General features: G+C 59.1%; 24 protein-coding genes. 5 read left to right on the plus strand and 19 right to left on the minus strand.

Annotated elements, in window-relative coordinates; translation table 11 throughout:
• Positions 1-30: 30 nt before the first annotated feature.
• Positions 31-1,323 carry a DUF445 domain-containing protein gene (locus tag ACSEMK_RS08995; RefSeq protein WP_430914799.1) on the minus strand — a complete coding sequence of 431 codons (1,293 nt, stop codon included), beginning with the start codon at positions 1,321-1,323 and terminating at the stop codon, positions 31-33.
• 205 nt (positions 1,324-1,528) lie between these two features.
• Between ACSEMK_RS08995 and ACSEMK_RS09000 the strand changes: the two genes are divergently transcribed.
• On the plus strand, positions 1,529-2,479 hold the full coding sequence (locus tag ACSEMK_RS09000) for an Rpn family recombination-promoting nuclease/putative transposase (protein WP_113374530.1): 951 nt from the start codon (positions 1,529-1,531) through the stop codon (positions 2,477-2,479).
• Between the two features lie 167 nt (positions 2,480-2,646).
• Complete coding sequence (locus ACSEMK_RS09005; protein WP_316425136.1) at positions 2,647-4,017, plus strand: NAD-dependent succinate-semialdehyde dehydrogenase; 1,371 nt, start codon at positions 2,647-2,649, stop codon at positions 4,015-4,017.
• Positions 4,018-4,074: 57 nt separating this feature from the next.
• Here the strand turns inward: ACSEMK_RS09005 and yjiA are convergent, their stop codons facing one another.
• The 14 genes from yjiA to ACSEMK_RS09075 form a co-directional block, all read right to left on the minus strand.
• On the minus strand, positions 4,075-5,031 hold the full coding sequence (gene yjiA, locus ACSEMK_RS09010) for a GTPase (RefSeq protein WP_087858253.1): 957 nt from the start codon (positions 5,029-5,031) through the stop codon (positions 4,075-4,077).
• An 11-nt stretch (positions 5,032-5,042) separates the two neighbouring features.
• On the minus strand, positions 5,043-5,246 hold the full coding sequence (locus ACSEMK_RS09015) for a YbdD/YjiX family protein (protein WP_002887451.1): 204 nt from the start codon (positions 5,244-5,246) through the stop codon (positions 5,043-5,045).
• A gap of 109 nt (positions 5,247-5,355) precedes the next feature.
• Positions 5,356-7,506, minus strand: coding sequence for a carbon starvation CstA family protein (locus ACSEMK_RS09020; protein ID WP_435336381.1), 2,151 nt, complete (start codon positions 7,504-7,506; stop codon positions 5,356-5,358).
• Positions 7,507-7,806: 300 nt separating this feature from the next.
• Positions 7,807-8,319, minus strand: a complete 513-nt coding sequence (locus tag ACSEMK_RS09025; protein WP_002887467.1) for a 4-hydroxyphenylacetate 3-monooxygenase reductase subunit — start codon at positions 8,317-8,319, stop codon at positions 7,807-7,809.
• A 19-nt stretch (positions 8,320-8,338) separates the two neighbouring features.
• Positions 8,339-9,901 carry a 4-hydroxyphenylacetate 3-monooxygenase, oxygenase component gene (gene hpaB / locus ACSEMK_RS09030; RefSeq protein WP_002887473.1) on the minus strand — a complete coding sequence of 521 codons (1,563 nt, stop codon included), beginning with the start codon at positions 9,899-9,901 and terminating at the stop codon, positions 8,339-8,341.
• Positions 9,902-10,126: 225 nt separating this feature from the next.
• Positions 10,127-11,017, minus strand: coding sequence for a 4-hydroxyphenylacetate catabolism regulatory protein HpaA (hpaA, locus tag ACSEMK_RS09035; RefSeq protein WP_004182836.1), 891 nt, complete (start codon positions 11,015-11,017; stop codon positions 10,127-10,129).
• A gap of 9 nt (positions 11,018-11,026) precedes the next feature.
• Positions 11,027-12,385: a 4-hydroxyphenylacetate permease gene (gene hpaX, locus ACSEMK_RS09040; protein ID WP_411325768.1), complete on the minus strand. Its 1,359-nt coding sequence runs from the start codon at positions 12,383-12,385 to the stop codon at positions 11,027-11,029.
• A gap of 21 nt (positions 12,386-12,406) precedes the next feature.
• A complete protein-coding gene (gene hpaI, locus ACSEMK_RS09045) occupies positions 12,407-13,204 on the minus strand; it encodes a 4-hydroxy-2-oxoheptanedioate aldolase (RefSeq protein WP_430914801.1) in 798 nt (265 codons plus the stop codon).
• 10 nt (positions 13,205-13,214) lie between these two features.
• On the minus strand, positions 13,215-14,018 hold the full coding sequence (gene hpaH, locus ACSEMK_RS09050; protein WP_002887487.1) for a 2-oxo-hept-4-ene-1,7-dioate hydratase: 804 nt from the start codon (positions 14,016-14,018) through the stop codon (positions 13,215-13,217).
• A 108-nt stretch (positions 14,019-14,126) separates the two neighbouring features.
• The gene (locus tag ACSEMK_RS09055; RefSeq protein WP_430914802.1) at positions 14,127-14,507 is read right to left on the minus strand and encodes a 5-carboxymethyl-2-hydroxymuconate Delta-isomerase; all 381 of its coding nucleotides are present in this window, start codon (positions 14,505-14,507) and stop codon (positions 14,127-14,129) included.
• Between the two features lie 9 nt (positions 14,508-14,516).
• Positions 14,517-15,374, minus strand: a complete 858-nt coding sequence (hpaD, locus tag ACSEMK_RS09060) for a 3,4-dihydroxyphenylacetate 2,3-dioxygenase (RefSeq protein ID WP_009485358.1) — start codon at positions 15,372-15,374, stop codon at positions 14,517-14,519.
• Position 15,375: 1 nt separating this feature from the next.
• Positions 15,376-16,842, minus strand: coding sequence for a 5-carboxymethyl-2-hydroxymuconate semialdehyde dehydrogenase (gene hpaE / locus ACSEMK_RS09065; protein WP_009485357.1), 1,467 nt, complete (start codon positions 16,840-16,842; stop codon positions 15,376-15,378).
• Positions 16,839-17,603, minus strand: a complete 765-nt coding sequence (locus tag ACSEMK_RS09070) for a fumarylacetoacetate hydrolase family protein (protein ID WP_020079698.1) — start codon at positions 17,601-17,603, stop codon at positions 16,839-16,841. Before ACSEMK_RS09070 ends, hpaE begins: the two co-directional genes overlap by 4 nt.
• Positions 17,600-18,232, minus strand: a complete 633-nt coding sequence (locus ACSEMK_RS09075) for a fumarylacetoacetate hydrolase family protein (protein ID WP_015704295.1) — start codon at positions 18,230-18,232, stop codon at positions 17,600-17,602. Before ACSEMK_RS09075 ends, ACSEMK_RS09070 begins: the two co-directional genes overlap by 4 nt.
• 287 nt (positions 18,233-18,519) lie before the next feature.
• Between ACSEMK_RS09075 and hpaR the strand changes: the two genes are divergently transcribed.
• A complete protein-coding gene (gene hpaR, locus ACSEMK_RS09080) occupies positions 18,520-18,960 on the plus strand; it encodes a homoprotocatechuate degradation operon regulator HpaR (RefSeq protein WP_045395485.1) in 441 nt (146 codons plus the stop codon).
• 3 nt (positions 18,961-18,963) lie between these two features.
• Here the strand turns inward: hpaR and ACSEMK_RS09085 are convergent, their stop codons facing one another.
• From ACSEMK_RS09085 to ACSEMK_RS09100, 4 genes are read right to left on the minus strand one after another with little or no spacing between them, the layout of a single operon-like run.
• Positions 18,964-20,226, minus strand: coding sequence for an FAD/NAD(P)-binding oxidoreductase (locus ACSEMK_RS09085; protein WP_316425141.1), 1,263 nt, complete (start codon positions 20,224-20,226; stop codon positions 18,964-18,966).
• Positions 20,207-20,470: a (2Fe-2S)-binding protein gene (locus ACSEMK_RS09090; RefSeq protein ID WP_316425142.1), complete on the minus strand. Its 264-nt coding sequence runs from the start codon at positions 20,468-20,470 to the stop codon at positions 20,207-20,209. Before ACSEMK_RS09090 ends, ACSEMK_RS09085 begins: the two co-directional genes overlap by 20 nt.
• Positions 20,467-21,576, minus strand: a complete 1,110-nt coding sequence (locus ACSEMK_RS09095) for an NAD(P)/FAD-dependent oxidoreductase (protein WP_435336387.1) — start codon at positions 21,574-21,576, stop codon at positions 20,467-20,469. The genes ACSEMK_RS09090 and ACSEMK_RS09095 overlap by 4 nt, the downstream gene beginning before the upstream one ends.
• Positions 21,573-22,520: a 4-hydroxyproline epimerase gene (locus ACSEMK_RS09100; protein ID WP_411325764.1), complete on the minus strand. Its 948-nt coding sequence runs from the start codon at positions 22,518-22,520 to the stop codon at positions 21,573-21,575. The genes ACSEMK_RS09095 and ACSEMK_RS09100 overlap by 4 nt, the downstream gene beginning before the upstream one ends.
• Before the next feature lie 310 nt (positions 22,521-22,830).
• Between ACSEMK_RS09100 and ACSEMK_RS09105 the strand changes: the two genes are divergently transcribed.
• Together ACSEMK_RS09105 and ACSEMK_RS09110 are read left to right on the plus strand one after the other, a co-directional pair.
• Positions 22,831-23,655 (plus strand): AraC family transcriptional regulator, encoded by an 825-nt coding sequence (locus tag ACSEMK_RS09105; protein ID WP_087858240.1) that lies wholly within the window; start codon positions 22,831-22,833, stop codon positions 23,653-23,655.
• Positions 23,656-23,806: 151 nt separating this feature from the next.
• A complete protein-coding gene (locus ACSEMK_RS09110; RefSeq protein WP_008807565.1) occupies positions 23,807-24,727 on the plus strand; it encodes a dihydrodipicolinate synthase family protein in 921 nt (306 codons plus the stop codon).
• Positions 24,728-24,729: the final 2 nt, after the last annotated feature.

Raw genomic sequence — 24,729 nt, forward strand, 5'->3', positions numbered from 1 at the left:
ATCGTGAGAATGGATATGATGCTACCATTTTCAGCCAATATGCAGATGCAGCAGCGCTGGAATTTGCGATAACAGCCACAGGCCGAGGCCGATAGTGCCGCCAACCAGCGTGCCGTTGATGCGAATAAACTGCAGGTCCTTGCCGATGTTGAGCTCGATCTGTCGCGACATATCGCGCGCGTCCCAGCTTTTGACCGTGTCGCTGATATGGCGAGTCAGGAAGGCGGCGAATTCCGGCGCCACCCGATGCGCCGCCTGCTCCAGATGCTCATTCAGCGATTCACGCAGCGCGTCGTCGCGCACCAGCGTTTCGCCGAACCACTGACCGGCCTCGGCGATCCGCTGCTTGATGCGCGAATCGTCACTGCTGATATCGTTTTTCACCCAACCGCGCAGATCCGCCCACACCTCGCCGAGATAGCGATTAAAGGTCTCATCGTTTTTCAGATACGCTTTGATGTTATCGGCTTTTTGCGCCATTTGCGGATCCGATTTCAGATTGTCGATAAGCTTCTGCGCCGCGCGGTCGAAGGCCTGACGAATTTGATGCGTGCGGTCCTGAGTGACTTCATCGAGCAGCGTATTCACGGCGTCTGTCACCATTTCGGCGCTGTGCTCGCCAAGCCACTCGGTGGGTAACAGTTTGGCCTTCAGCGGGTGTTCGGTCTCCAGCCAGTGCACGATGCCGCGGGCGATAAAGGCGCGGGAGCTGTCGCGCTGTAGCAGGGCGATAAGCTGGCTTATCAGTGAATCCAACAGCTTCTGATGACGATTGTCGCGGGTCAGCCCCTCCAGCATCATGGAGCTGGTCTGGGTCAGGTCGACCTTATCGATAGCCTTGTGCACCGCGCGCCGCAGCAGACGCTGAATGCGGGTGTCATCGGTGAGCTCGAGAAAACCGCTCATCACCTGTAGCAGATGTTGGCCGACACGGCGGGCGTTTTCGGGCTGACTGAACCAGTTACCGAGCATCAGGGCCGGTTCGTAGCGGCGGATCAGCGCCACCAGAGATGGGGTATCAAGAAACTTCTCCTGCACGAAATGGCCAAGATTATCGGCGATCCGGTCTTTATTGCGCGGAATGATCGCCGTATGGCGGGCGACAAACGGCAGCGGAATGCGGCGAAACAGGGCCACCACCGCAAACCAGTCGGCCAGCGCCCCGACCATCGCCGCTTCGGAAATAGCCTTCAGCGCGCTGACCCATGGCGTCGGCGGTAGCAGCAGCGTAGTGATAAACAGCGCCGCCGCAATCAGCAGCAGCGACAGCGCCAGCAGTTTGGCGCGTTTTAATTCAGCGAGTTTTTCCATAGGCTTAAGCATATAACCTGACGGCGAGGTCATGCAAAAATCGGCACAACTTCCTGTATGCGCGGGTCAATTTGCGAGTGGGCTGCCAGGGTAAGATAACGATTGCAGCACGCAGAAATTAGCTTTCGGCACGGCTCGAGAAAACGCTTTTTGCCAGGTGTCAGAGGGAGATCTGCAGCGTAGAGTCGCAGCAGAATTGGCTGGCAGGGGCGAACACATGGAAAGGTCCACAACGTCTACGCCGCATGATGCGGTTTTCAAAAAGTTTCTTACGCAGGCTGATACCGCCCGTGATTTTCTGGCGATCCATTTACCGCCCGCGCTACATCAGATCTGCGATCTCAATTCGTTACAGCTTGAATCGGCTAGTTTTATTGAGGAGAACCTGCGAGCCTGGTATTCGGACGTGCTGTGGTCGCTAAAAACGGTTTCTGGCGAGGGCTACATCTATGTTGTTATCGAACATCAGAGTTCACCCGATGCGCAGATGGCGTTTCGCCTGATGCGTTATGCTATTGCTGCGATGCAACGTCATCTCGACGGCGGCCATAAAACCTTGCCGCTGGTGGTACCTATGTTGTTCTACCATGGTTCCGTGTCTCCGTATCCGTGGTCGCTTAACTGGCTCGATAGGTTCGCTGACCCACAACTCGCGAAGGCGCTTTATTCGTCACCCTTTCCGCTGGTAGATATCACCGTTATCCCGGACGATGAAATTGTGGGACATCGACGCGTGGCGCTATTAGAACTTATCCAAAAACATATTCGTCAGCGCGATTTAATGGGCATAGTCGAGCAGCTAACGTCAATTTTACTTAGCGGTTACGCTAATGACAGGCAGCTAAAAACGCTATTTAATTATTTACTGCAAACTGGCAACGCGCGCCGATTTGGCCGGTTTATTCGCGAAGTCGCGCATCGGGTTCCTCAACACAGGGAGAGATTGATGACCATCGCAGAAAGATTACAGGAAGTTGGCCGCAGAAAAGGCAAACGTGAAGGGCGGCTTGAAGGCAGGCAAGAAGGACGGCAAGAAGGACGGCAAGAAGGGCGGCACGCCGAGGCGCTGCGGATTGCGAGGATGATGCTTGCCGACGGTATTGCACGTGAAACCGTGCTGAAAATTACCGGTCTGGCTGCCGAAGAGATAGCCACGTTACCACATTGATAAAGCCGTTATGCCGGGGCGCCCCCAGGGGCGTCCCTGCTACCCACTCTCATGGAATATTCCGGATATACCTAACTTTACCCGCATCGCCAGCTATCTCGACTACCCTTAATATCCTTAGCGGCATTTTTGACTGCATTAATAGCGATAACAAGGAGACATGCGATATGGCTTATCAGACAGTGAATCCTGCGAATAATCAGCTTATTAAAAGCTATCCCGCACACAGCGATGCTGACGTGGAGGCAGCGCTGCAGCAGGCAAATGCGCTTTATCATTCTGCGTGGGCGAAAGGCGATATTGCGCAGCGTCTGCCGGTGCTGCATAAGCTTGCCGACCTTATCGACAGCCGGACGGAGGAGCTGGCGAAAATCGCCAGCCAGGAGATGGGCAAACTCATTAAACAGAGCCGCGGTGAGGTCAAACTCTGTGCGCAGATCGCCCGCTATTATGCCGACAACGCCGAACGGTTCCTGGCGCCGGTGAAGTATCCCTCCGAGCTTGGCGAAGCCTGGGTTGAGCATCATCCCATCGGCGTCTTGATGGCGGTGGAGCCGTGGAACTTCCCCTATTACCAGTTAATGCGCGTGCTGGCGCCAAATCTGGCGGCCGGTAACCCGGTGATTGCCAAGCATGCCAGCATCGTTCCGCACTGCGCCGAGACCTTCGCGCATCTGGTGCGCGAGGCTGGCGCGCCGGAAGGGGCGTGGACCAACTTGTTTATCTCTCAGGATCAGGTAGCGAAAATTATCGCGGATGACCGGGTGCAGGGCGTGGCGCTGACCGGCTCGGAAAAAGCGGGCGGCATCGTGGCGTCGCAGGCGGCGAAGCATATCAAGAAAGCGACGCTGGAGCTGGGCGGCAACGATGTGTTTGTGGTGCTCGAGGATGCCGATCTGGAACGCGCGGTGAAAATTGGCGTACAGGCGCGGCTGAACAACGCCGGGCAGGTTTGTACCGCCGCTAAACGCTTCATTCTGCATGAAAAAATCGCCGAGTCGTTCCTGAGCAAGTTTAGCGACGCCTTCCGCCAGGTGAAGATCGGCGATCCGCTCGATGAAAGCACTACGCTTGGCCCGCTCTCCTCGAAAGATGCGCTGGAAACCTTAAGTAAGCAGGTCGACGAGGCGGTGAAGCATGGCGCTAAATTACACCTCGGCGGCAAGCCGGTTTCGGGCGAAGGTAACTTCTACGAACCCACCATTCTGACGGGAATTACCCGTGATAACCCGGCGTACTTCGAGGAGTTCTTTGGCCCGGTGGCGCAGATTTACGTGGTGAAAGACGATGATGAGGCGATTGCGCTCGCCAACGACTCTCACTACGGCCTGGGCGGCGCGGTGTTCAGTCAGGATATTGAGCGGGCGAAGCGCATGGCCTCGGGGATTGAAACCGGCATGGTCTATATCAACTGGTTAACGGATACCGCGCCGGAACTGCCTTTTGGCGGCGTGAAGCGCTCCGGCTTTGGCCGCGAGCTTTCCGACCTCGGTATCAAAGAGTTTGTGAATCAGAAGCTGGTGGTCGTTCGCCGCTAAACCACCCATCATGAAGTATCCCTCTCCCATCGGGGGAGGGATACATCCTTGCGTCGGCTATTTACGGAGCCCGGCAAACGCGGCGCGGATTTCCTCTTCCGGCAGCTGAATGCCGATAAACACCAGCGTGCTGTGCGGCGTTTCATCGCCCCACGGGCGATCCCAGTCGGCGCTGTAGAGGCGCTGCACGCCCTGGAACAGCAGGCGATTTGGCTCGCCGTCGATCCACAGCATGCCTTTATAGCGCATCAGTTGCTCGGCGAAGGAGAGCAGCAGGTTTTCCATCACCCGTGAGACTTCACTGATATCCACCGGATAGTCGAGTTCGACCACAATCGACGAGACGTCGTTCTGTTTTTCCGCCACGAAGTGAAAGCGCGGTGTGGCGCTTACGACCTTCTCTTCCAGCATAAAACCGCTGGTATTAAAGAGCAGGCTTAAATCGATATCGCCGTGGATGACAGTATAAATTGGCGCCCGCGCGTTGATGCGCGCCAGCCGTTCGCGCAGCTTTTCGCTGTCGCCGGCGACATCGGTTTTGGTTAACAAAATCCGGTCCGCGTAGCCGACCTGCGACTGGGCAATGGTGAACTGATCCATCTGCTGGTCGGCATGGACGGCGTCAACCAGGGCGATCACGCCGTCCAGCAGATAGCGTTCGCAAAGCACCTCATGGGAGAAAAAGGTCTGAATAATCGGCCCCGGGTCGGCCATGCCGGTGCACTCAATCACCAGTCGGTCGAAGGCAATCTCGCCGCGATCGCGGCTGTCGAGCAGATCGAGCAGGGCATCTTCCAGTTCGTTGGAGCGCGTACAGCAAATACAGCCGTTGGTCAGGGTTTTAATCTGCGTGGCGCGGTCGCCGATCAGCTGATCGTCAACGGACACTTCGCCAAATTCATTTTCAATCACGGCGATTTTGAAACCGTGCTGCTCATTAAGGATGTGGCGCAACAGGGTGGTTTTTCCTGCGCCGAGGAAACCGGTTAATAGGGTGACTGCAATCGGTGCCATTATTGCCTCCATTAACAGCAGCGTACGCCGCCTTTGCCGTCGCCGCCGTAGCGGGCCTGCTGGCGTTCGCGGAAGAATTCTTCATAAGTCATGTACGGCTGATCCGGATGGTTGGTTTGCATATGGGTGACGTAGTTGTCGTAATCCGGAATGCCGATCAGCATTTTCGCCGCCTGACCGAGATATTTTTTTGCCTGACCTAAGTTACCAAACATTGTAAGTTCCAGATAACGAATAAAGCCGGATGGCGACTCGCGCCTTATCCGGCCTACGTTAATGCGTTTTTGGTAGGCCGGATAAGCGTAGCGCTATCCGGCATCAGGGTTAATGATGTGACGAGGTTTTCACGCCGCCTTCCGGTACCGGCACGTACGGAGTCTCTTTGTCGGTACGCACCTTATTGTTGCGGACATTGAGCCAGGTTTTGATGCCGTAAAAGATGATGCTGTACACCACCACCAGGAACAGGATGCTCAGGCCGGCGTTGGTGTAGTTGTTAACCACGATATGGTTCATGTTGGCGACCTGCTGCGCGGTCAGCTCGCCGCCGGCGGCAATCTTCTCTTTATACTGCTGAGCCATAAAGAAGAAGCCTTCCATCTGCGGGTTGGTGCTGAACAGTTTCAGACCCAGCGCCCAGGTTGTGCATAGCAGCAGCCACGCAGCCGGAATAACGGTGACCCAGATATATTTGGTGCGCTGCATTTTGATCAGCACCACCGTGCCGAGCACCAGCGCCACCGCGGCCAGCATCTGGTTAGAGATACCGAACAGCGGCCACAGGCTCTTCACCCCGCCTAGCGGGTCGACCACGCCCTGATACAGCAGGTAACCCCACAGGCCGACGCAGCCGGCGGTACCGATAATACCGGCGACCAGCGAGTCGGTTTTTTTCAGGAACGGCACGAAGTTACCCAACAGATCCTGCAGCATAAAGCGGCCTGCGCGGGTACCGGCATCCAGCGCGGTGAGGATAAACAGCGCTTCAAACAGAATACCGAAGTGGTACCAGAAGCCCATATCCGCCATCGGGATGATTTTGTGGAACACGTGAGCGATACCGACGGCCAGCGTCGGCGCGCCACCGGCGCGGTTCAGTACGGAAGGTTCGCCGATATCTTTCGCCGTCTGCAGGATCTGCTCAGGTGAAATCACGAAGCCCCAGGAACTGACGGTCTCCGCCGCGTGGACGGTCACTTCTTTCAGCTGTGCGGCGATCATCGCCGCGTTTTCACCGCCCATTTCATGCAGGTTCGGCATGACGATGCCAAGGCCTGCCGGCGGGGTGTTCATGGCGAAGTAGAGACCCGGTTCGATAATTGATGCTGCGACCAGCGCCATGATGGCGACGAACGACTCCATCAGCATCGCGCCGTAGCCGATAAAGCGGGCGTCGGTTTCGTTGGCCAGCAGCTTCGGCGTGGTGCCGGAGGCGATCAGCGCGTGGAAGCCGGAGACCGCGCCGCAGGCGATGGTGATAAACAGGAACGGGAACAGCGCGCCTTTCCACAGCGGGCCGGTACCATCAATGTACTGGGTCACTGCCGGCATTTTCAGGTCCGGGTTGAGGATAACGATCCCCAGCGCCAGGCCAACGATCACGCCGATTTTCAGGAAGGTGGCCAGATAGTCACGCGGCGCCAGAATCAGCCATACCGGCAGCAGCGCGGAGATAAACGCGTAGCCAATCAGAGTAAAGGTGATGGTGGTGTCTTTAAAGGTCAGCGCCGGGCCCCAGTACGGGTCGTGGGCAATGATGCCGCCAAACCAGATAGATGCCACCAGCAGCACGATACCGATAACCGAAACTTCGCCGACGCGGCCAGGGCGCAGGAAGCGCATATAAATACCCATAAACAGGGCGATAGGCACCGTCGAGCAGACGGTAAAGACGCCCCACGGGCTCTCCGCCAGCGCTTTCACTACGATGAGCGCCAGCACCGCGAGAATGATGATCATAATCAGGAAGCAGCCGAACAGGGCGATAGACCCTGGTACCGGCCCCATCTCCTGTTTAATCATCTCGCCCAGCGAAGCGCCGTTACGCCGCGAGGAGATAAACAGCACCATGAAGTCCTGTACCGCGCCCGCCAGCACCACGCCGGCCAGCAGCCAGAGGGTGCCCGGCAGATAGCCCATCTGCGCGGCCAGTACCGGGCCAACCAGCGGACCAGCGCCGGCAATAGCGGCGAAGTGGTGGCCGAACAGCACGTAGCGGTTGGTCGGCACGTAGTTCAGGCCATCGTTATTAATGACCGCCGGCGTCGCGCGCGTTGGGTCAAGCTTCATCACCTTCTGCGCGATGTACAGGCTGTAATAACGGTAGGCGACGAGGTACACGGAAACCGACGCGACGACGATCCACAGCGCACTGACGTGCTCACCGCGGCGCAACGCGACGACTGAGAGGCAAAATGCCCCGATGATTCCAAGAATCACCCAGGGTATGTGCTTGAGTAGTTTTTTGGTATCCATAGTAAAACCTGGCGTTAATTAGATTAATAATTGGCCGAAGCCGTCTGGTTTTGTGTTTGGGTTGGTGGAGGTATTGATTAGCTAGGCTAGCGTCGATCTTGCCAGAACTGCGCGCGCGTAAAGTTGGGTAAATGAGTGAGTGGTTGTATGGGGGGTTAAGCGGTCGCTAGCTGGGGTAAGCGGTTGGCTATGAAGTGAACAGGAGATAAATATGTGATTGAGATCACAGGGGATTGTGGCCGAGAAGATGGTCATGAAAGATAAGGCTCCTCCCCGGGCGGAGAGGAGCAGGCGAGGCCATTACACCGCGACTTCCATTTCCATCATCACCGGGTGGAAACGGCGTTTAAAGTAAATCAGGCCGTGCCCTTGCGGGCTCAGGGTAATATTGCGGATCTCCACCAGATACACCAGGTGGGTACCAATGGTTTGCACCTGGCTAATCTCACCTTCGAGACTGGCCAGCGAACCCTTCAGCACCGGCTGCCCGAGCGCGCCCTGCTGCCAGCCGCTGAGGGCAAACCGCTCTTCCATCGTCACTCCGGTCATCCCGGCGAAATGACGGGCCATGATTTCCTGTTCGTGGTTCAGCACGTTGATGCACAACTTGCCGTTGCCCTGAAAGACCGGGTTCATCGCGCTGTTGGCATTGATACAAACCATCACCGATGGCGGTGTATCCGTCACCGAGCAAACCGCCGTGGCGGTAATGCCGCAGCGGCCGGCTTCACCTGCGGTGGTGACAACGTTAACCGCCGCCGACAGGCTGGCCATGGCATCGCGAAAACGCAGGCGTTGTTCATCTAATTGCATTATGACCTCCCGCTGTGAATTACTTCAGCAGCTTATCCAACATGTTGATATCAGCGTTATTGTGCAGATGCGGCACCGTCCAGCCGTTCTGGTCGTACTCGGACAGGCAGCGGTCGACCATTGCCATCATTTTGTCCATATTGCCGGAGCTCTGCGCCTGACGCAGACACTGCAGGCGAATTTCATCCTGGCTACCGGAGTAGTTGATTTCATACAGTTCATGACGACCGCCGAATTCGCTGCCGATCGCGTCCCACATCAGTTTGAGGATCTTGATACGTTCAACGTGATCCATACCGTTGGAGCCGCGCACGTATTTCGCCAGATACTGGTCGATCTGCGGGTTGTTCAGATCGCGAGCGCTGGACGGCAGATAAATCAGGCCGCTGGTGACGTTACGCTCGATGATGTTCTTGATCTTGGCGTAGGCCATCGGCGCCATCACGCGGTAGGTCTGCAGCGCGGCGTGATCCGGCAGCCATGCGCCGTTGACCCACGGCGTCGCTTCCGAGCACATGGAATCGCTTAATGCCCAGAACATGTTGCGCCACGCCACCACTTCGCCGAGGTCGGCCTGTACGCCGCGAAATTCGAGGGTGCCGGTACATTCCAGAGAACGCTTCAGCAGGGCAGTGATAAAGTCCAGTTTTACCGCCAGGCGCACGCAGGCCTGCAGCGGGTACATGCGGGCGAAACCCCCTTCCATCGTCCAGCGGCGGCAGCGGTCAAAGTCGCGATAAATCAGCACGTTCTCCCATGGGATCAGCACTTTATCCATTACCAGAATCGCGTCGTTCTCGTCGAAACGGCTGGAAAGCGGATAGTCGTACGGGGATCCGGTCGCACCGGCGACCATTTCATAGGAGGCGCGGGAGATAAGCTTGACGCCTTCGGCATCCATCGGCGCGACGAACATCAGCGCGAAGTCCGGGTTCTCGCCCATCACCTGTGCGGAGCCGAAACCGATCATGTTGTAGTGGGTCAGCGCCGAGTTGGTGGCGACCACTTTCGCGCCGCTGACGATGATCCCGGCATCGGTCTCTTTTTCCAGCTTGATGTAGACATCTTTAACTTCATCAGCCGGCTTGTGACGGTCGATTGGCGGGTTGACAATAGCGTGGTTAAAGTACAGGCCGGTTTCCTGAATGCGGGTGTACCAGTTGCGGGCGTTCTGCTCGAACTGGCCGTAAAACGCCGGGTTGGCGCCCAGCGCGCAGCCGAAGGCGGCTTTATAGTCCGGGGTGCGGCCCATCCAGCCGTAGCTTAAGCGCGACCACTCGGCGATGGCGTCGCGCTGCTGGCGCAGGTCGTCGGCGCTTTTCGCCACGCGGAAGAATTTATGGGTGTAGCCGCCGCTACCGGTATCGGTGCCCCAGCACAGGGAATCCTGCATCTCCGGTTTGTGCAGCGCATCGTACAGCTGAGCGACAGAAGCCGCGGCATTACGGAAAGCCGGGTGCGTAGTGACATCCTTCACGCGCTCGCCGTAGATATAAATTTCGCGGCCATCCTGCAGGCTTTTTAAATACTCTTCGCCAGTTAACGGGCGCTTCGCGTCGGCGCGAAAATCTTCAGGTTTCATAGGGGCCTCTTCAGTATTTATCGGAATAATAATGTTAAATATATGTTTTGTTTTTGTTGTTTAATTGAAGCGGTTATTGCGCTTGTCGTGAAGGGACGTTTGCGACAACGGCGGGTACTTTTCAGGCGGGAGTAAATTTTGTGATCTCTGCAGCTTTTGGCGGGTGGCGCGGCGCTAACTGGCCCTATGGACCGTAGCCCCGGCAAGCGCAGCGCCACCGGGGAATTACGACACCGGTACTTTTTGCGCCCGGTAGCTGCTGGGCGAGCAGCCGACCTGGCGGCTAAAAAAGCGCGCAAAATAAGCGGGATCTTTAAACCCCAACTGCCAGGCTATCTCATTGACCGCGCTATCGGAAAACAGCAGCAGCCGCTTAGCCTCGCGTAGCTGGCGGTCGAATATCAGCCGCTTCGGCGGGCGGTTGGCGAAGCGGCGGCAGATGTCGGTCAACCGCGATTCGGTCAGATGCAGTTCGTTGGCGTAATCCGGTACCGTCCAGTGCTGATGAAAGTGGCTGTCGATCATCTGGTTAAAGCGCTGGAATAATTTCAGCTCGCCGCGCATCCCGCTGGCGGCATGATCGTCGAGCCTGGCGTTGCGCAGCAGCAGGGTAAATACCGCCTGCGCCAGCAGCGCCAGGGTATGCTCGCGCCCCGGCAGCTGAGCGGTGGATTCACGGCGAATCAGCTGCCAGTAGTGCGCCAGCGCCGCCAGCTCGTCAGGTTTATCCGCCAGCGACAGGCAGATCCCCGGCAGGCCGAAGGTCTCCCGCGTGCCGGGATAAAGCACCTCCAGCAGCGGCCAGATGAGTTCTTCGTGCACCGTCAACACGTGACCATCGCTATCGGACTCGGTAATAAAGGCGTGCGGCACCGAAGGCGGCGTTATCACAAACAGCGGCGCCTGCACCGAATAGCGGTGGTCATCAAGCTGTAGCTCAATCTGTCCGGTATCAAGAAAGTGCATCTGAAAATAACGGTCGTGGCGATGCGCCTGCATGTCGCGGCCAAAAAAGGCCGCCATGCGGGCAAACGACTGATAGTGCACCTCTTCGGTGCCCAGACTCTCGTCGTAATCTTTATTGATGTCGATGTTGGCGATTGAATGCTGGCACATACCCGCTCCTTAGTGGCCTTTTTGCGCCGCTAAGCCCGGCGCGGCGGCAGCGTCCTCACGCTGGCTCATCGGAATGCGGGTGAGCACCAGCGCGCCGACGATCAGCAGCCCGGCGACAAACCACAGCCCGGAGCTAAAGCTGCCGGTGGTATCGCGCAAAATGCCGATCAAAAGCGGGCTGACGGCAGAGCCGACGTTGCCGATGGCGTTGATCACCGCCAGCGCTACCGCGCGCGACTGCAGGCTGATCACCCGATCCGGGGTGGTCCAGAAAATGGCCATCGCGGTAAAAGATCCCACCGAAGCCATAATAATGCCGATCAGCTGGATCAGACTGTGGTGCGTTGCCGAAGCCAGCAGCCAACCCGCCGCGGCGAACAGGTAGGGCAGGATGGTATGCATCTTGCGCTCTTTGCGCCGGTCGGAGCGGCGGCTCCACCAGATCATGCCGAAAATGGTGCAGAACTGCGGGATCGCCGCCAGCAGGCCAATCATGATGTTGCTACTGCCGGTGTTGAAGCTCTGCAGGATCTGCGGCGTCCAGATATTAATGGCGCTGAGGGTATTGGTCAGGCAGAAGTAGGCGAGGGTATACATCAGCACCGCTGGCGTCAGTACTTCGCGCAGCGTGGAGCGCGGCGAAGCCGGGACGATCGCCGCATGTTCCCGCTCGCGATCGATCATCGCCTTCAGCGCCTGTTTCTCTTCGTTGTCCAGCCAGTTGGCTTTATCCGGCGTGTCGTTGAGGAAGAACCAGGTGACGACGCCGAGCACCACCGACGGCAGGCCTTCCAGCAGAAACAGCCACTGCCAGCCCTTCAGGTTCCACAGGCCGTCGAGCGCCAGAATATAGCCGGAAAGTATCGAGCCGAGCATCATGGTCACCGGCATGGCGATCATAAACAGGGCGTTGGCGCGGGCGCGATGGTAGGCCGGGAACCACCAGGTCAGATAGACGAGGATCCCCGGCAGAAAACCGGCCTCGGCGATGCCGACCAGCATGCGCAGGATGTATAGCGTATGCGGGCTGGTAGCGAACATGGTACAGGTCGAGGCGATCCCCCAGACCACCATGATCCCGGCGATCCAACGGCGCGCGCCAACTTTCGCCAGCATGATATTGCTGGGGATCCCGCACAGCACGTAGGTGACGTAGAACAGCGTCGCCGCCAGGCCGAACATGGTGGAGGTCAGGCCGAGATCTTTACCCATCGTCAGGCCGGCGAAGCCGATATTAATTCGATCCAAAAATGAGAAAACAAAGAGAACAAACAGGAAGGTGATCAGGCGGCGGAACAGCTTTTTGATCACCCGGTTTTCTACTTCAATGGATTTATTATCATTGTGTTGCAGGGTAGAGGTAGTCATGTTGCGCTCCACATTATCCGTTCAATAGACGGATTTATTGTTATCGGTTGTGGTGGTTGCGGTGTGGGTAAAACGGGCCGCCAGCGCTTCTGCGCCGCGGGCCAGCAGGGTGGTATCGACGCCGACGGCGACGAACAGCGCGCCCAGTTCAAGATAGCGTTTCGCCAGCTGTTCATTGGCCATCAGGATCCCCGGCGCCTTACCGGCCTGACGGATTTGCTGGATGGCATCTTCAATGGCGGCCTGCACTTCCGGGTGTTGTGGGTTGCCGCCGTGGCCCATATCAGCGCTCAGATCCGCCGGGCCGATAAACACGCCATCCACCCCTTCGACATCGAGGATCTGCGGCAAATTTTTCAGCGCTTCGCGGGTCTCAATCTGTACCAGTACGCACATGGCGTCATTGGCCTGGTGGATATAATCAGGGACGCGATTCCAACGCGAGGCGCGGGCCAGCGCGCTGCCGACACCGCGGATGCCGGCAGGCGGGTAGCGGGTGGCTCTGACCGCCAGCCGCGCTTCTTCGGCGTTCTGCACCATTGGCACCAGCAGGGTTTGCGCGCCGACGTCCAGCAGTTGTTTAATTTGTACCGGATCGTTCCACGACGGACGCACCACCGGCTGGCTGGGGTAGGGCGCAATGGCCTGAAGCTGGGTCAGCACCGTTTGTACATTGTTGGGCGCGTGTTCGCCGTCGATTAGCAGCCAGTCGAAGCCCGCGCCGGCCAGCAGTTCGGCGCTGTAGCTGCTGCACAGCCCAAGCCACAGGCCGATTTGCGGACGCCCGGCCTTGAGCGCCTCTTTAAATACGTTGTTCATGTTGCTCTCCTCAAACAAAGCGGCAACTGATGGCGCCCATGTTGCCGTAGTCGACGTGGAAGGTATCGCCCTTGCGCGCCGGGACCGGGCGGGTGAAGGAGCCGCCGAGGATGATTTGCCCGGCCTCGAGCTGGACATCGTACGGCGCCAGTTTGTTGGCCAGCCAGGCCACGCCGTTGGCCGGATGATTGAGCACGCCCGCGGCGACGCCGGTCTCTTCAATCACGCCGTTGCGATACAGCAGGGCGGAGATCCAGCGCAGGTCGAGCTCGTCTGGTTTAATCGGCCGGCCGCCGAGGATCACCCCGGCGTTGGCGGCGTTGTCGGAGATAGTGTCGAACACTTTGCGCGGGCGCTGGGTTTCCGGGTCGATGTTGTGGCAACGCGCGTCGATAAGTTCCAGCGCCGGGATGACGTAGTCGGTGGCGTTGTAAACATCAAACAGCGTGCAGTTCGGGCCGCGCAGCGGTTTGGCCAGCACGAAGGCTAGCTCGACTTCAATACGCGGCACGATAAAGCGGTCGGTGGGAATATCGCTGCCGTCGTGAAAGAACATATCGTCGAGCAGCGCGCCGTAGTCCGGTTCGCTGATCTGCGAACTGGCCTGCATCGCTTTAGAGGTCAGGCCGATCTTATGACCTTTGAGCACGCGGCCTTCGGCGATCTTCATCTCGACCCACTCGCGCTGGACGGCGTAGGCGTCCTCAATGGTGATTGACGGATAATCCAGCGAGATCGCGCGGATCTGTTCACGCTGTTTTTCGGCCTGGTTCAGCCGCTGGGCAATCAGGGTTCGGGTCTGTTTATCGAGCATAGTGATTCCTGTGGCATTGTATTGCCGGATGGCGCTTCGCTTATCCGGCCTACAAATTCATGGCCGTTGTAGGCCCGGTAAGCGCAGCGCCACCGGGCAATTTGCACGTTATTTAAATAACGCGTGCACGTTGTTTTGTTTGTAGTTCAGCGTCGGGTCGAGCTCTTCCATGGCGAACGACAGTGCCAGATAGCGGCTCTCCATCAGCGCGGCAAAGTGGGCTTTAATCAGCGCGAACAGCATTTCTCCCACCTCCTGACGGCTCTTAAGGCTGCGCCCGGCGCCGATCTTCAGGGTCATATGCACGAAGGCGTAATCATGCTTGCCGTCGGCCATCTGCCAGGTATCGAGCCAGTGGGCGCGGCTACGAATACCGCCAATCGGAAAGATGCCGGTGGCGGCCAGCGCCTCGTTGACTTTGGCGAACAGGCCCGGTAAATCGGCCTGTTCGCGGATATTGTCGCTACACTCGGCGATAAAATGCGGCATACGGCCTCCTTACGCCTGCGCCGGCAGTGGGAACACGGCGTTCACCTGTCCGGTACCGGAACTGGCGAATAGCTCGGTGATAAACTCCACCTTGCCGTCGTATTTATCCCAACCCAGCAGGCCGAGCAGCATCACCGTGTCGTGCATGTTGCCTTCGCCGTAGCAGTAGTCGGCGTACTCCGGCAGCATGGTGCAAAACTCTTTGAATTTGCCTTCGCGCCACAGTTTCACCACGCGCTCATCCATCTGATGATCAAACTCGCGGGTATAGCTGTTCATCCCCTCTTCGGCGCGCTGGTCGTCGATAAAGCGATGCGACAGCGAACCGCTGGCCAGCACCGCCACGGTGCCGTCATATTTGTCGATGGCCTTGAGGATGGCCTCGCCCAGCTTGCGGCTGTCGGCAAAATCGTGAACGGTACAGAAGGCGGAAATGGATACCACTTTGAAATGCTTATCGCTATTCATGTAGCGCATCGGCACCAGGGTGCCGTACTCCAGCTTCAGGCTCGGAATATTGTGCGCTTTGGCGCGTACGCCAAGCTTGACGGCCTCGTCGGCAATCAGGTGGCCCAGCTCCGGGTTGCCGTCGTAGTCGTAGGTCATGTCGCGAATAAAATGCGGCAGTTCGTTACTGGTGTAGACGCCCTGAAAATGGTCGGCACAGTTGATGTGATAGGCGCTGTTGACCAGCCAGTGGGTATCGAACACGATGATGGTATCGACGCCCATTTCACGGCAGCGCTTGCCAATTTCTTTATGCCCGTCGATCGCGCCCTGACGGCAGCCGTGGTTTTTCCCCGGCAGCTCAGACAGATACATCGACGGCACGTGAGTGATTTTTGCTGCTAACGCTAACTTACCCATATCAGACTCCCCATTTCGGGATCGGATGGTCGCCCATCGAGATGCAGACGTTCTTCATTTCGGCGAACACTTCAAAGCTGTACTCGCCGCCTTCGCGGCCGGTGCCGGAGGCCTTCACGCCGCCGAACGGCTGACGCAGGTCGCGCACGTTCTGGGTGTTGACGAACACCATTCCGGCTTCAATACCGCGCGCCAGGCGCAGCACTTTGCTGACGTCCTGGGTCCAGATGTACGACGCCAGACCGTATTCCACATCGTTGGCCAGACGCAGTCCTTCCGCTTCGTCTTTGAACGGCAGCAGGCAGGCGACCGGGCCAAAAATCTCTTCCTGGGCGACGCGCATGCGGTTGTCGACATCCGCCAGTACCGTCGGGCGCAGGAAGTTGCCGGATTTCAGATGCGCCGGCAGGTCGGACGGTTTATCCGCGCCGCCGGCCAGCAGGGTGGCGCCCTCTTCGATGCCGAGGCGAATGTAGCCGGACACTTTTTCCCAGTGCTGCTTGCTAATCAGCGCGCCGACCTGGGTATTCGGATCGGTCGGATCGCCTACGCGCAGGCGGTTGGCGCGCTCGGCGAAACGCTTAACGAACTCCGGATAAATACTTTGCTGAATGAAAATGCGCGAACCGGCGGTGCAGCGTTCGCCGTTGATCGAGAAGATAGTGAACAGCGCGGCGTCGAGCGCGCGCTCAATATCGGCGTCTTCAAAAATCAGCACCGGCGATTTTCCGCCGAGCTCCATGGAGTACTTTTTCAGGCCGGCGTTCTTCATGATGTTGCGCCCGGTAGCGGTGCCGCCGGTGAAGGAGACGGCGCGCACATCATGATGGCGTACCAGCGCGTCGCCAGCGGTGGCGCCATAGCCCTGCACCACGTTGAGCACGCCTGCCGGGATCCCGGCCTCCAGCGCCAGCTCGCCCAGACGATCGGCGGTCAGCGGCGACAGTTCGGACATTTTCAGCACTGCGGTATTCCCCAGCGCCAGGCATGGCGCCACCTTCCAGGTGGCGGTCATAAACGGCACGTTCCACGGCGACACCAGTGCGCAGACGCCAACCGGCTGCACGAGGGTGTAGTTAAGCATCTTGTCGTCGACCGGATAGGTCTTGCCGTTCATCTGCTGGCACACTTCGGCGAAAAATTCGAAGTTATGCGACGCCCGCGGGATAAGCACGTTTTTGGTCTGGTGGATCGGCAGGCCGGTATCGGCGGTTTCCATCGCCGCGATCTCCGGGACGTTCTGATCGATCAGATCCCCCAGGCGGCGCATCAGGCGCGCGCGCTCTTTCATCGGCAGGTTAGCCCACTTCGGGAAGGCCTCTTTCGCCGCCGCTACCGCCTGGTTGATTTCGGCTTCACCGCCGGAGGCGACTTCAGCCAGTACCTCGCCGGTGGCCGGGTTGGTGGTATGAAAATAGTCTGCGCCGGCAACGTTTTTACCGTTGATCCAATGGTTAATCTTTTTCATGACAGTGTCTCCTCATACGCTTGCTGGCTGATGATATGGTTGACCAGGCGGCCCACGCCCTCGACTTCAACGATCACCTCGTCGCCCGGCACCACATCGGATAGCCCTTTCGGCGTGCCGGTGGCGATCATGTCGCCCGGTTGCAGGGTCATAAATTCGCTTAAATAAGCGATGAGAAACGGGATGCTGAAGATCAGATCGGCGGTGGTGCCCTGCTGGCGCAGTTCGCCGTTGACCCAGGTGCGCAGGGCCAGATTATGCGGGTCCGGGATCGCCTCTTTGGCGACGATCCACGGGCCGATCGGCGTCAGGGTATCGCGGCTTTTCACCCGCAGGTTCGGGCGGTAGTAGTTTTCCAGATAGTCGCGGATCGCGTAGTCGTTGCACACGGTATAGCCAGCGACATAATCCATAGCCTCGGCTTCGCTGACGCGGCGCGCGGTTTTCCCGATCACCACCACCAGTTCGGCTTCGTAGTGCATGTATTCGACGTTATCCGGGCGTACCGACTGCTGCTGGTGGCCAATAAAGGTGTTCGGCGCTTTGATGAACACCAAAGGTTCGGTTGGCGGTTTAAACTCCAGCTCGCTGGCGTGATCGGCGTAATTCAGCCCCAGCGCGAACAGCGTGCCGTCGGCGGGCGGCAGCCAGCGGAATTCACCTTCTTTCAATACCGTGCCATCGTGCAGGCGCACCTGGTCGCGTTCATCGACCAGCACGTCGCGTACCTGTCCTTGCCATTCAATGCGTGCCTGTTTCATGCCAGCTCTCCTTCTGCGACAACCGGGTTTTCGAGCGCCGGGAAACCGTCGGCGAGAATACGTACGCGGTCGCCGGGGCGCAGCGTAACGCGAGAGTGGGGCGTGCCGATAAGGATCGCGTCGCCGGGATTGAGGGTGGCGAACTCGCTCAAGGCGCTAAGCAGCTGCGCGGCGTTACGCTGCAGATCGCCGGTATGCCAGCTATCCGCCTCGCGGCCGTTGATTTCGGTGATGATGGTCAGGTTATCGACGTTGCGCACCGCCGACAGCGCGCCGATGGGGCAGAAGCCATCGCGGCATTTGGCTTTGATCGCCGGGCGATAAAAACTTTCTTCCGGCAGGCTAACGTCGTTAGCCAGCGCGTAGCCGGCGATATAGTGCGCCGCCTCTTCCGCCGCCACTTTACGCGCGGTTTTGCCGACAATCAGCGCCACCGTCGCGCCGCTTTGTACGGTCTCGCCCTGCGGATGGGGAATGGCTTCGCCATCGCCAATCACGGTATTACGGGGTTTGATGAACCAGACCGCGGTTTTCGGCGGCGTCTTGTAGGGGGCCTGTTGAAACGCTTCGCGCCAGGCGTCGAGCTGGCTGCGATGATTGAGCGCAACGGCGAAGATGGTACCTTTCATTCACCACTCCTCTGGTACTGATTTCGGATTCAAAGGGATTTCATTAATATGTTAATGATCATCTTTTATTCTTTGCGCGCCGGTTTGGCAAATAGAAGTGAATGTTTTGTGATCGGATTAACACAATATTTACATGTTTTTTATTTATATCTTATATATCAATTACATATATTTATTTTTGATAGCGACTGGTACTTTTCAGGTGCAGAAACCGGTTGTACATGGCAGGATTAGGGCCAATTATTAAATTGTTAATAAGTTTTGGTGAGCGTTGTTGAGGGGATACCATGCATGATTCATTAACCATTGCGCTGCTGCAGGCGCGAGAAGCGGCGATGGGCCATTTCCGGCCGATCGTTAAACGCCACAATCTGACCGAACAGCAGTGGCGTATTGTGCGTATCCTTGCGGAAAACCCATCGATGGATTTTCACGACCTGGCCTGGCGCGCCTGCATTTTGCGCCCCAGCCTGACCGGGATTCTGACGCGCATGGAGCGCGACGGTTTAGTGCTGCGCTTAAAACCGGTCAACGATCAGCGCAAGCTCTACCTGTCGCTGACGCCCGCAGGGCTGGCGCTGTATGAGAGCGCCCAGGCGCAGGTGGAAGAGGCCTACCGGCAGATAGAAGCGCAGTTTACGGCGGAGAAGATGCGCCAGTTGACCACGCTGCTGGAGGAGTTTATTGCGCTTGGCGTCCCTGCCGCGCGCGGTGATGAAGAAGAGTAGCGGTTAAGGCTCGGCGCTCGGCCGGGCGAGGGCAATAAGCGTTTCCGCGCGGGCGGGGGCCAGCGGTTCTCTTGGCTGCGGTAGCGGCCAGCCGTACAACCAGCGGGCGCTGGCGGCGCAGGTGCGCCCCTGACAGGCGCCCATTCCGCAGCGCAGGCTAAGTTTGGCCTGCGGCCAGCCTCCGGCGGCGTCAACGTCGCCGCAGCGTACATCTTCGCATCGGCACAGCAGGCTTTCCGGCGTCGCGGCGTTTTTCAAGGACTCCCTCAGCCGGAAGGTACGGTTGATTGCTTCGGCGAAGCGCTGCCAGCGGGCGCGACGGGCAAAAATCGCCTGCGCTTGATGGCTGGCCCCGGCGGCGGCAAAACCGGCGATTTCGCCCTCCAACAGCGCCAGCTCGCTGCCGCCGAAACCGGTGCACTCGCCGGCGGCGTAGATATCCGCGATGCTGGTCTGCTGCCAGCGGTTAACCTGTATCGCCTCCTGCGCCGTGGCGCAGCCGAACAGCAGCGCCGTCTCGATATTGGGTATCAGCCCGTAGCCGATAGCCAGCCGATCGCAGGCGATAGTCCGCTCGACGCCGCGCTGGCGTAACGTAATCGCTTCAAGCCGCGTTGTGCCGTGAGCGCGGATCGCCTGCGCGTTGCTGAGATAGCCTTTCGGGGCCAGCGTCGCTAACTGGCGCAGCTTCTGCGGCCAGCGCCACAGCCCGCTGGCGAAGCGCAGCAGCGCCGGGAGCGGCGCTTGCTCAATGATATTCGTTACTTCGCCTCCGGCCTTGTTCACCGTATCCGCCACCGCCAGCAGTAGCGGACCGCTGCCGGCAATCACCACTTTTTCACCCTTCAGTGACAGACCCTGTTTGATTTGCGCCTGCAGGCCGCCCGCGCCGGTCACGCCGGGTAAGGTCCAGCCGGGAAAGGGCAGCGACAGCTCGCGCGCGCCGCAGCAGAGGATCAGTTTCTGCCAGTGAACCACGCCGCCGCCGTCGGCGGTTTCAAACAGCATGCTGTGCGCGGAGGGGCGGGCAATCAGCCGCGCGCCGTTCACCACCAGGATGGCGGCAGATGCGGCGATGGCGTCACGGTAGCGCCGGGCCAGGTCGGGTAGCGTCGCCTGCGGACCGGCACGCCAGATTTGCCCGCCAGGGGCGGGGTTATCGTCGAGGATGATGACCTGTTTATCGCAGGCGGCGGCGGAGAGCGCGGCCGCCATCCCTGCGGGGCCGGCGCCGAGGATTAAAATGTCACAGCGCAGCGTGTTCATCGCGGCTCCTTTCTATTTGCATATCGGCCCGGCACAAGGTCTGGCAGGCCAGCACCCGTAGGCCATCGACGGTGACCCGGCACTCCTGGCAGACGCCCATGCCGCAAAACGGCGCGCGGAGGTCGCCGTTAACCGCCTGGCGGGTGGTGGGGTCGCCGGTCAACGCCAGCGCCGCCGCCACGCTGATCCCTTCCGGCACCGTCAGCGCTTCGCCATCAACGATGATAGTGAGCGTGGCATTCATGCGATCGCCTCCTGTTGAGCTAAACGAGCCGGGAGCCAGGCGTCGGGAGCCAATGGGCAGCGTTCATCGAGGATCTGCGCCGCCAGCAGTTCAGCCGAGGCCGGGGCAGTGGTGACGCCCAGCCCTTCATGGCCCAGCGCTAGCCATAAACCACGGCGGGTGGGGTGCGGGCCGATCAGCGGGTTGCCATCCTGCGAGGCGGCGCGCAGGCCGCTCCAGCAGCGGATGATATTCAACGTCGCCAGCGCCGGCACGAAGTGGCGGGCGCGATCGAGCATCTGCGCCAGCAAGGGCAGATCCAACTCGCGCTCGCGGTTATCAAACTGACGCGAAGAGCCAATTAGCAGCTGGCCGGTCGGTCGCGGCTGAAGGTTAAACGCCACCGAGGTGCCGCCGCCGTGGGCGCTGGCGCCGTAACCCAGCTCAACCAGCTGGTGATGCACCCGCGGCTGGTAGCGATCGGTAATCGCCAGTTGGCCTTTTTTCGGTCGCAGCCAGTTTTCCGCTAACAGCGCGTTGGCTTCAAGTCCGCAGGCCACCACGATTGCCCGCGCCTGTAGCCGTTGGCCGCTGGCGAGCAGCACCTGCGGCTCTTCGATCGTCTGTACGCTATCGCGCAGGCAGGTAAGATGGTTTCCGGCATCAGTAATCAACCAGCGGGCGACGTTCGGCGCGTAGACGATGCCATCGCCTGGCACCCACAGGCCGCCGGCTAGCCCGCCGCGCAGCAGCGGCTCGCGTCCGGCGATCTGCTGCGGGGTCTGGAGCTCGCTGTGCACCTGATGACCGGCCATCCGCCGCTGTTTGTCGCCAGCCACGGCCATCTCTTCTTCGCTTTCCGCCAGCCACAGCGTACCGCAGCCGCGCCAGGCGCAATTGTTGGGCATCCGCGGCGTGATAGCGCGCCAGCGTTCCAGCGACCACGCCGACAAGGTAAGCTCGGCGGGGTCGTCATCCATGCACACCAGATGGCCCATACCGGCCGCCGTGGCGCCGGGCTGACCGTTATCGATGAGCGTCACGCTCTGCCCCCGCTTCGCCAGCTGCCACGCGCAGGCGGCGCCGATGATCCCGGCGCCGATCACGATGACATCACACTGCTTCACGGCGCGATCCCCCAGCAGAAGGGATCGTCAGGGTTGAGGATCAATTGGTTATCGCCGCACACCCAGGCTTCGCCGCGGATCGTTGGGATGATGCCTTCAGCGGTACGCTGGTAGCTGGCGGTAAACTGGCTGCCGATGATGCTGGCCTGACGCCAAATTTCCCCCGGCTGCAGCTTGCCATCCTGCGCCAGACAGGCCAGCTTGGCGCTGGTGCCGGTACCGCATGGCGAGCGATCCCAGGCCTTTCCCGGACAGAGCACGAAGCTGCGGCTGTCGGCGGTATCGTCATCGGCGAAGAGTTCAATATGGTCGATAACGCCGCCGTCGTCGCCGCGGATCCCCGCCGTCTCCAATCCCTCGCGCACCGCCCAGGCGTAGTCGGTGAGCTGTGGAATATGTTCGGGGGTAATGGCGAATGGATGGTCGTTAATCAGGAAAAACCAGTTACCGCCCCAGGCAATATCGCCGATGACGGGACCCAGCGCGGTCTCAACGCGGATCTGTTTTTTCCAGCGGCGGGCCGGGACGTTTTGCACCGATACGCTGCCATCGTCGTGCAACGTGGCGCTTACGTCGCCGACCGGCGTTTCAATCAGATGTACGCCGGGTTGGAGACGTCCAAGCCAGGCCAGCGAGGCGATAAGCCCGATGGTGCCGTGGCCGCACATATTCAGAAAACCGGCGTTGTTGAAGAAAATCACGCCAGCGGCGGCCGCTGCCGAGACCGGTTTGCACAGCAGCGCGCCGACCAGTACGTCATTGCCGCGCGGTTCGAGAATGGCCGCCTGACGCCAATGGTCGAAGTCGCGGGCGAAGCGGTCGCGGCGTTCCGCCATGCTACCGCCGCCGAGATCGGGGAAGCCGTCAACGATCAGGCGGGTCGGTTCGCCGCCGGTGTGTGAATCAATAGCTCTCAGCGTAATAGGGGGGCGTGGCGCGGTCATCAGGCTCTCCGGAAGTTAACAACATGTTTCATCATGCTGGCGCAACCTTTCCCGACCTGCTTGAGCGCTTTCGTCAGAGAAAATGACGAAATCTGCATAGTACTGAGCGCGGTATATTTCTATTCCACATAGTTATTTCTTATTAATCATTTGCTTAATGCTGTGGTAAACCGAAAGTGACCATTGCGCCAGTGGCTAAATCAGGGGAAGGCGTAAAGCGGATCCAGGATCGCAAATCCAGCGCTTGACGCTTGTGATGTTAACGAAAAGTGAATAAATATCCTTCGGTCACTTACCATGAGGAGGCCTTATGATCGGTGTTTCTGATGCGGCGCCGCCGCGCGCGGTTAACCAACCTGAGCTGGCCGTCGATGAGCTAAGCCAGATCTGCGAAGGGCTGGCGCGCCAGCGGCCGGAAAATATGCCGGCGCTGCTGAATGCGCTGGCGCTGATTGCGCCCCTGCTCAATGCTATTCCTAATGTGGTATTTTTTATCAAAGATAGCCAGGCACGTTATCTGCTGGCGAACCTGACGCTGGCCCGCCGCTGTGGTTTCAAAAGCGTCTCCTCGCTGCTGGGCAAAACCTCCGCCGATGTCTTTCCTTCCGCGCTGGGCCAGGGTTACACCGAGCAGGATCTTCGGGTGTTGCGGGAAGGCGTGACCCTGCGCGATCAGCTGGAAATGCATCTCTACAATGGCCGCGAGCGCGGCTGGTGCCTGACGCAGAAATTGGCGCTACGCGATATCAGCGGCCAGGTGATCGGCATGGCCGGGATCTCGCACGATCTGCAGGAGGCCCACGCCCGCCATCCGGCATGGCAGCGGCTGGCGATCGTCGACGATCATATTCGCCGCCACTATCACCGGCCGATCGCCATGGAAGAGTTAACCGCCTTAAGCGGAATGTCGATTGCGCAGATCGAACGCTACTGCAAGCGGATCTTTCATCTCACCCCGCGGCAGATGATCCACAAAGTGCGGCTGGAAAAAGCCACCGAACTGCTGGCTGGCGATACGCCGATTACCGATATCGCCTTGCAGTGCGGGTATACCGATCACAGCGCATTCAGCCGCCAGTTCAAGGCCATGACCGGCTCGACGCCGCGTGATTTTCGCCTCACGCTGCTCGGATAAACGCTGGCTCACACTTTTGCCGACTGTGCTAATTTCGTCATCGTATTGAGGGAAAACCGACAAGCCGCCGGTTCCGCGACACGTCAATCTGTCAGTGAATATTCACCATTCATTCACTTTGACTTAACAAAATGACGACAAGGAACCGAGCATGAGCAAAAAAGCGATTCACTGGAGCGGCGTATTCCCGGCGGTCAGCACGCAGTTTCGTAGCGACTACTCCCTCGATTTAGACGCCACTCACGCGGTGATGAAAAACCTGGTGAAAGATGGCGTTTCCGGGCTGGTGGTGTGCGGCAGCGTAGGTGAAAACACCTCGCTGAGCACCGATGAAAAACTGCAGATTATCGAGGTGGCGAAGGATGCCGCCGGCGGCAAAATTCCGGTCATCGCCGGGGTGGCCGAGTTCACCACCGCCTTTGCCCAGAAAATGGCGAAAGAGGCGGAGCGCGTCGGCGTCGACGGGATCATGGTGATGCCGGCGCTGGTCTACTCCTCAAAACCGCATGAAACCGCGGCCCACTTCCGCAGCGTGGCGAGCGCTACCGACCTGCCGATTATGGTCTACAACAACCCGCCGATTTACAAAAACGACGTGACGCCAGACATTCTCGCTACCCTGACCGACTGCGACAATATCGTCTGCTTTAAAGACTCCTCCGGCGATACCCGCCGCTTTATCGACCTGCGTAACACCGTTGGCGACCGCTTCGTGCTGTTTGCCGGGCTGGATGACGTGGTGGTGGAAAGCATCGCCGTCGGCGCGGAAGGCTGGATCTCCGGGATGTCCAACGCCTTCCCGCGCGAAGGGGAAACGCTGTTCCGCCTGGCGCGCCAGCAGCGTTACGAAGAGGCGATGGCGCTGTACCGCTGGTTCATGCCGCTGCTGCATCTCGATGCGCGTCCGGATCTGGTGCAGTGCATCAAGCTGTGTGAAGAGTTACTGGGTCGCGGTAGCGCCATCACCCGTCCGCCGCGTCTGGCGCTGGAAGGCGAAACGCGCCAGCAGGTGGTGGCGATTGTTGAACAGGCGCTGGCGACTCGTCCGACGCTGCCGGATGTCGGCCTCTGAGC

Source organism: Klebsiella sp. K-3, from assembly GCF_051207495.1.
GTDB lineage: Bacteria > Pseudomonadota > Gammaproteobacteria > Enterobacterales > Enterobacteriaceae > Klebsiella > Klebsiella aerogenes.

Excerpts from the sequence above, each read along its gene's own strand:
- ACSEMK_RS08995 (WP_430914799.1), bottom strand. The coding sequence starts at position 1,323 with ATGCTTAAGCCTATGGAAAAACTCGCTGAATTAAAACGCGCCAAACTG.
- ACSEMK_RS09000 (WP_113374530.1), top strand. The coding sequence starts at position 1,529 with ATGGAAAGGTCCACAACGTCTACGCCGCATGATGCGGTTTTCAAAAAG.
- ACSEMK_RS09005 (WP_316425136.1), top strand. The coding sequence starts at position 2,647 with ATGGCTTATCAGACAGTGAATCCTGCGAATAATCAGCTTATTAAAAGC.
- yjiA (WP_087858253.1), bottom strand. The coding sequence starts at position 5,031 with ATGGCACCGATTGCAGTCACCCTATTAACCGGTTTCCTCGGCGCAGGA.
- ACSEMK_RS09015 (WP_002887451.1), bottom strand. The coding sequence starts at position 5,246 with ATGTTTGGTAACTTAGGTCAGGCAAAAAAATATCTCGGTCAGGCGGCG.
- ACSEMK_RS09020 (WP_435336381.1), bottom strand. The coding sequence starts at position 7,506 with ATGGATACCAAAAAACTACTCAAGCACATACCCTGGGTGATTCTTGGA.
- ACSEMK_RS09025 (WP_002887467.1), bottom strand. The coding sequence starts at position 8,319 with ATGCAATTAGATGAACAACGCCTGCGTTTTCGCGATGCCATGGCCAGC.
- hpaB (WP_002887473.1), bottom strand. The coding sequence starts at position 9,901 with ATGAAACCTGAAGATTTTCGCGCCGACGCGAAGCGCCCGTTAACTGGC.
- hpaA (WP_004182836.1), bottom strand. The coding sequence starts at position 11,017 with ATGTGCCAGCATTCAATCGCCAACATCGACATCAATAAAGATTACGAC.
- hpaX (WP_411325768.1), bottom strand. The coding sequence starts at position 12,385 with ATGACTACCTCTACCCTGCAACACAATGATAATAAATCCATTGAAGTA.
- hpaI (WP_430914801.1), bottom strand. The coding sequence starts at position 13,204 with ATGAACAACGTATTTAAAGAGGCGCTCAAGGCCGGGCGTCCGCAAATC.
- hpaH (WP_002887487.1), bottom strand. The coding sequence starts at position 14,018 with ATGCTCGATAAACAGACCCGAACCCTGATTGCCCAGCGGCTGAACCAG.
- ACSEMK_RS09055 (WP_430914802.1), bottom strand. The coding sequence starts at position 14,507 with ATGCCGCATTTTATCGCCGAGTGTAGCGACAATATCCGCGAACAGGCC.
- hpaD (WP_009485358.1), bottom strand. The coding sequence starts at position 15,374 with ATGGGTAAGTTAGCGTTAGCAGCAAAAATCACTCACGTGCCGTCGATG.
- hpaE (WP_009485357.1), bottom strand. The coding sequence starts at position 16,842 with ATGAAAAAGATTAACCATTGGATCAACGGTAAAAACGTTGCCGGCGCA.
- ACSEMK_RS09070 (WP_020079698.1), bottom strand. The coding sequence starts at position 17,603 with ATGAAACAGGCACGCATTGAATGGCAAGGACAGGTACGCGACGTGCTG.
- ACSEMK_RS09075 (WP_015704295.1), bottom strand. The coding sequence starts at position 18,232 with ATGAAAGGTACCATCTTCGCCGTTGCGCTCAATCATCGCAGCCAGCTC.
- hpaR (WP_045395485.1), top strand. The coding sequence starts at position 18,520 with ATGCATGATTCATTAACCATTGCGCTGCTGCAGGCGCGAGAAGCGGCG.
- ACSEMK_RS09085 (WP_316425141.1), bottom strand. The coding sequence starts at position 20,226 with ATGAACACGCTGCGCTGTGACATTTTAATCCTCGGCGCCGGCCCCGCA.
- ACSEMK_RS09090 (WP_316425142.1), bottom strand. The coding sequence starts at position 20,470 with ATGAATGCCACGCTCACTATCATCGTTGATGGCGAAGCGCTGACGGTG.
- ACSEMK_RS09100 (WP_411325764.1), bottom strand. The coding sequence starts at position 22,520 with ATGACCGCGCCACGCCCCCCTATTACGCTGAGAGCTATTGATTCACAC.
- ACSEMK_RS09105 (WP_087858240.1), top strand. The coding sequence starts at position 22,831 with ATGATCGGTGTTTCTGATGCGGCGCCGCCGCGCGCGGTTAACCAACCT.
- ACSEMK_RS09110 (WP_008807565.1), top strand. The coding sequence starts at position 23,807 with ATGAGCAAAAAAGCGATTCACTGGAGCGGCGTATTCCCGGCGGTCAGC.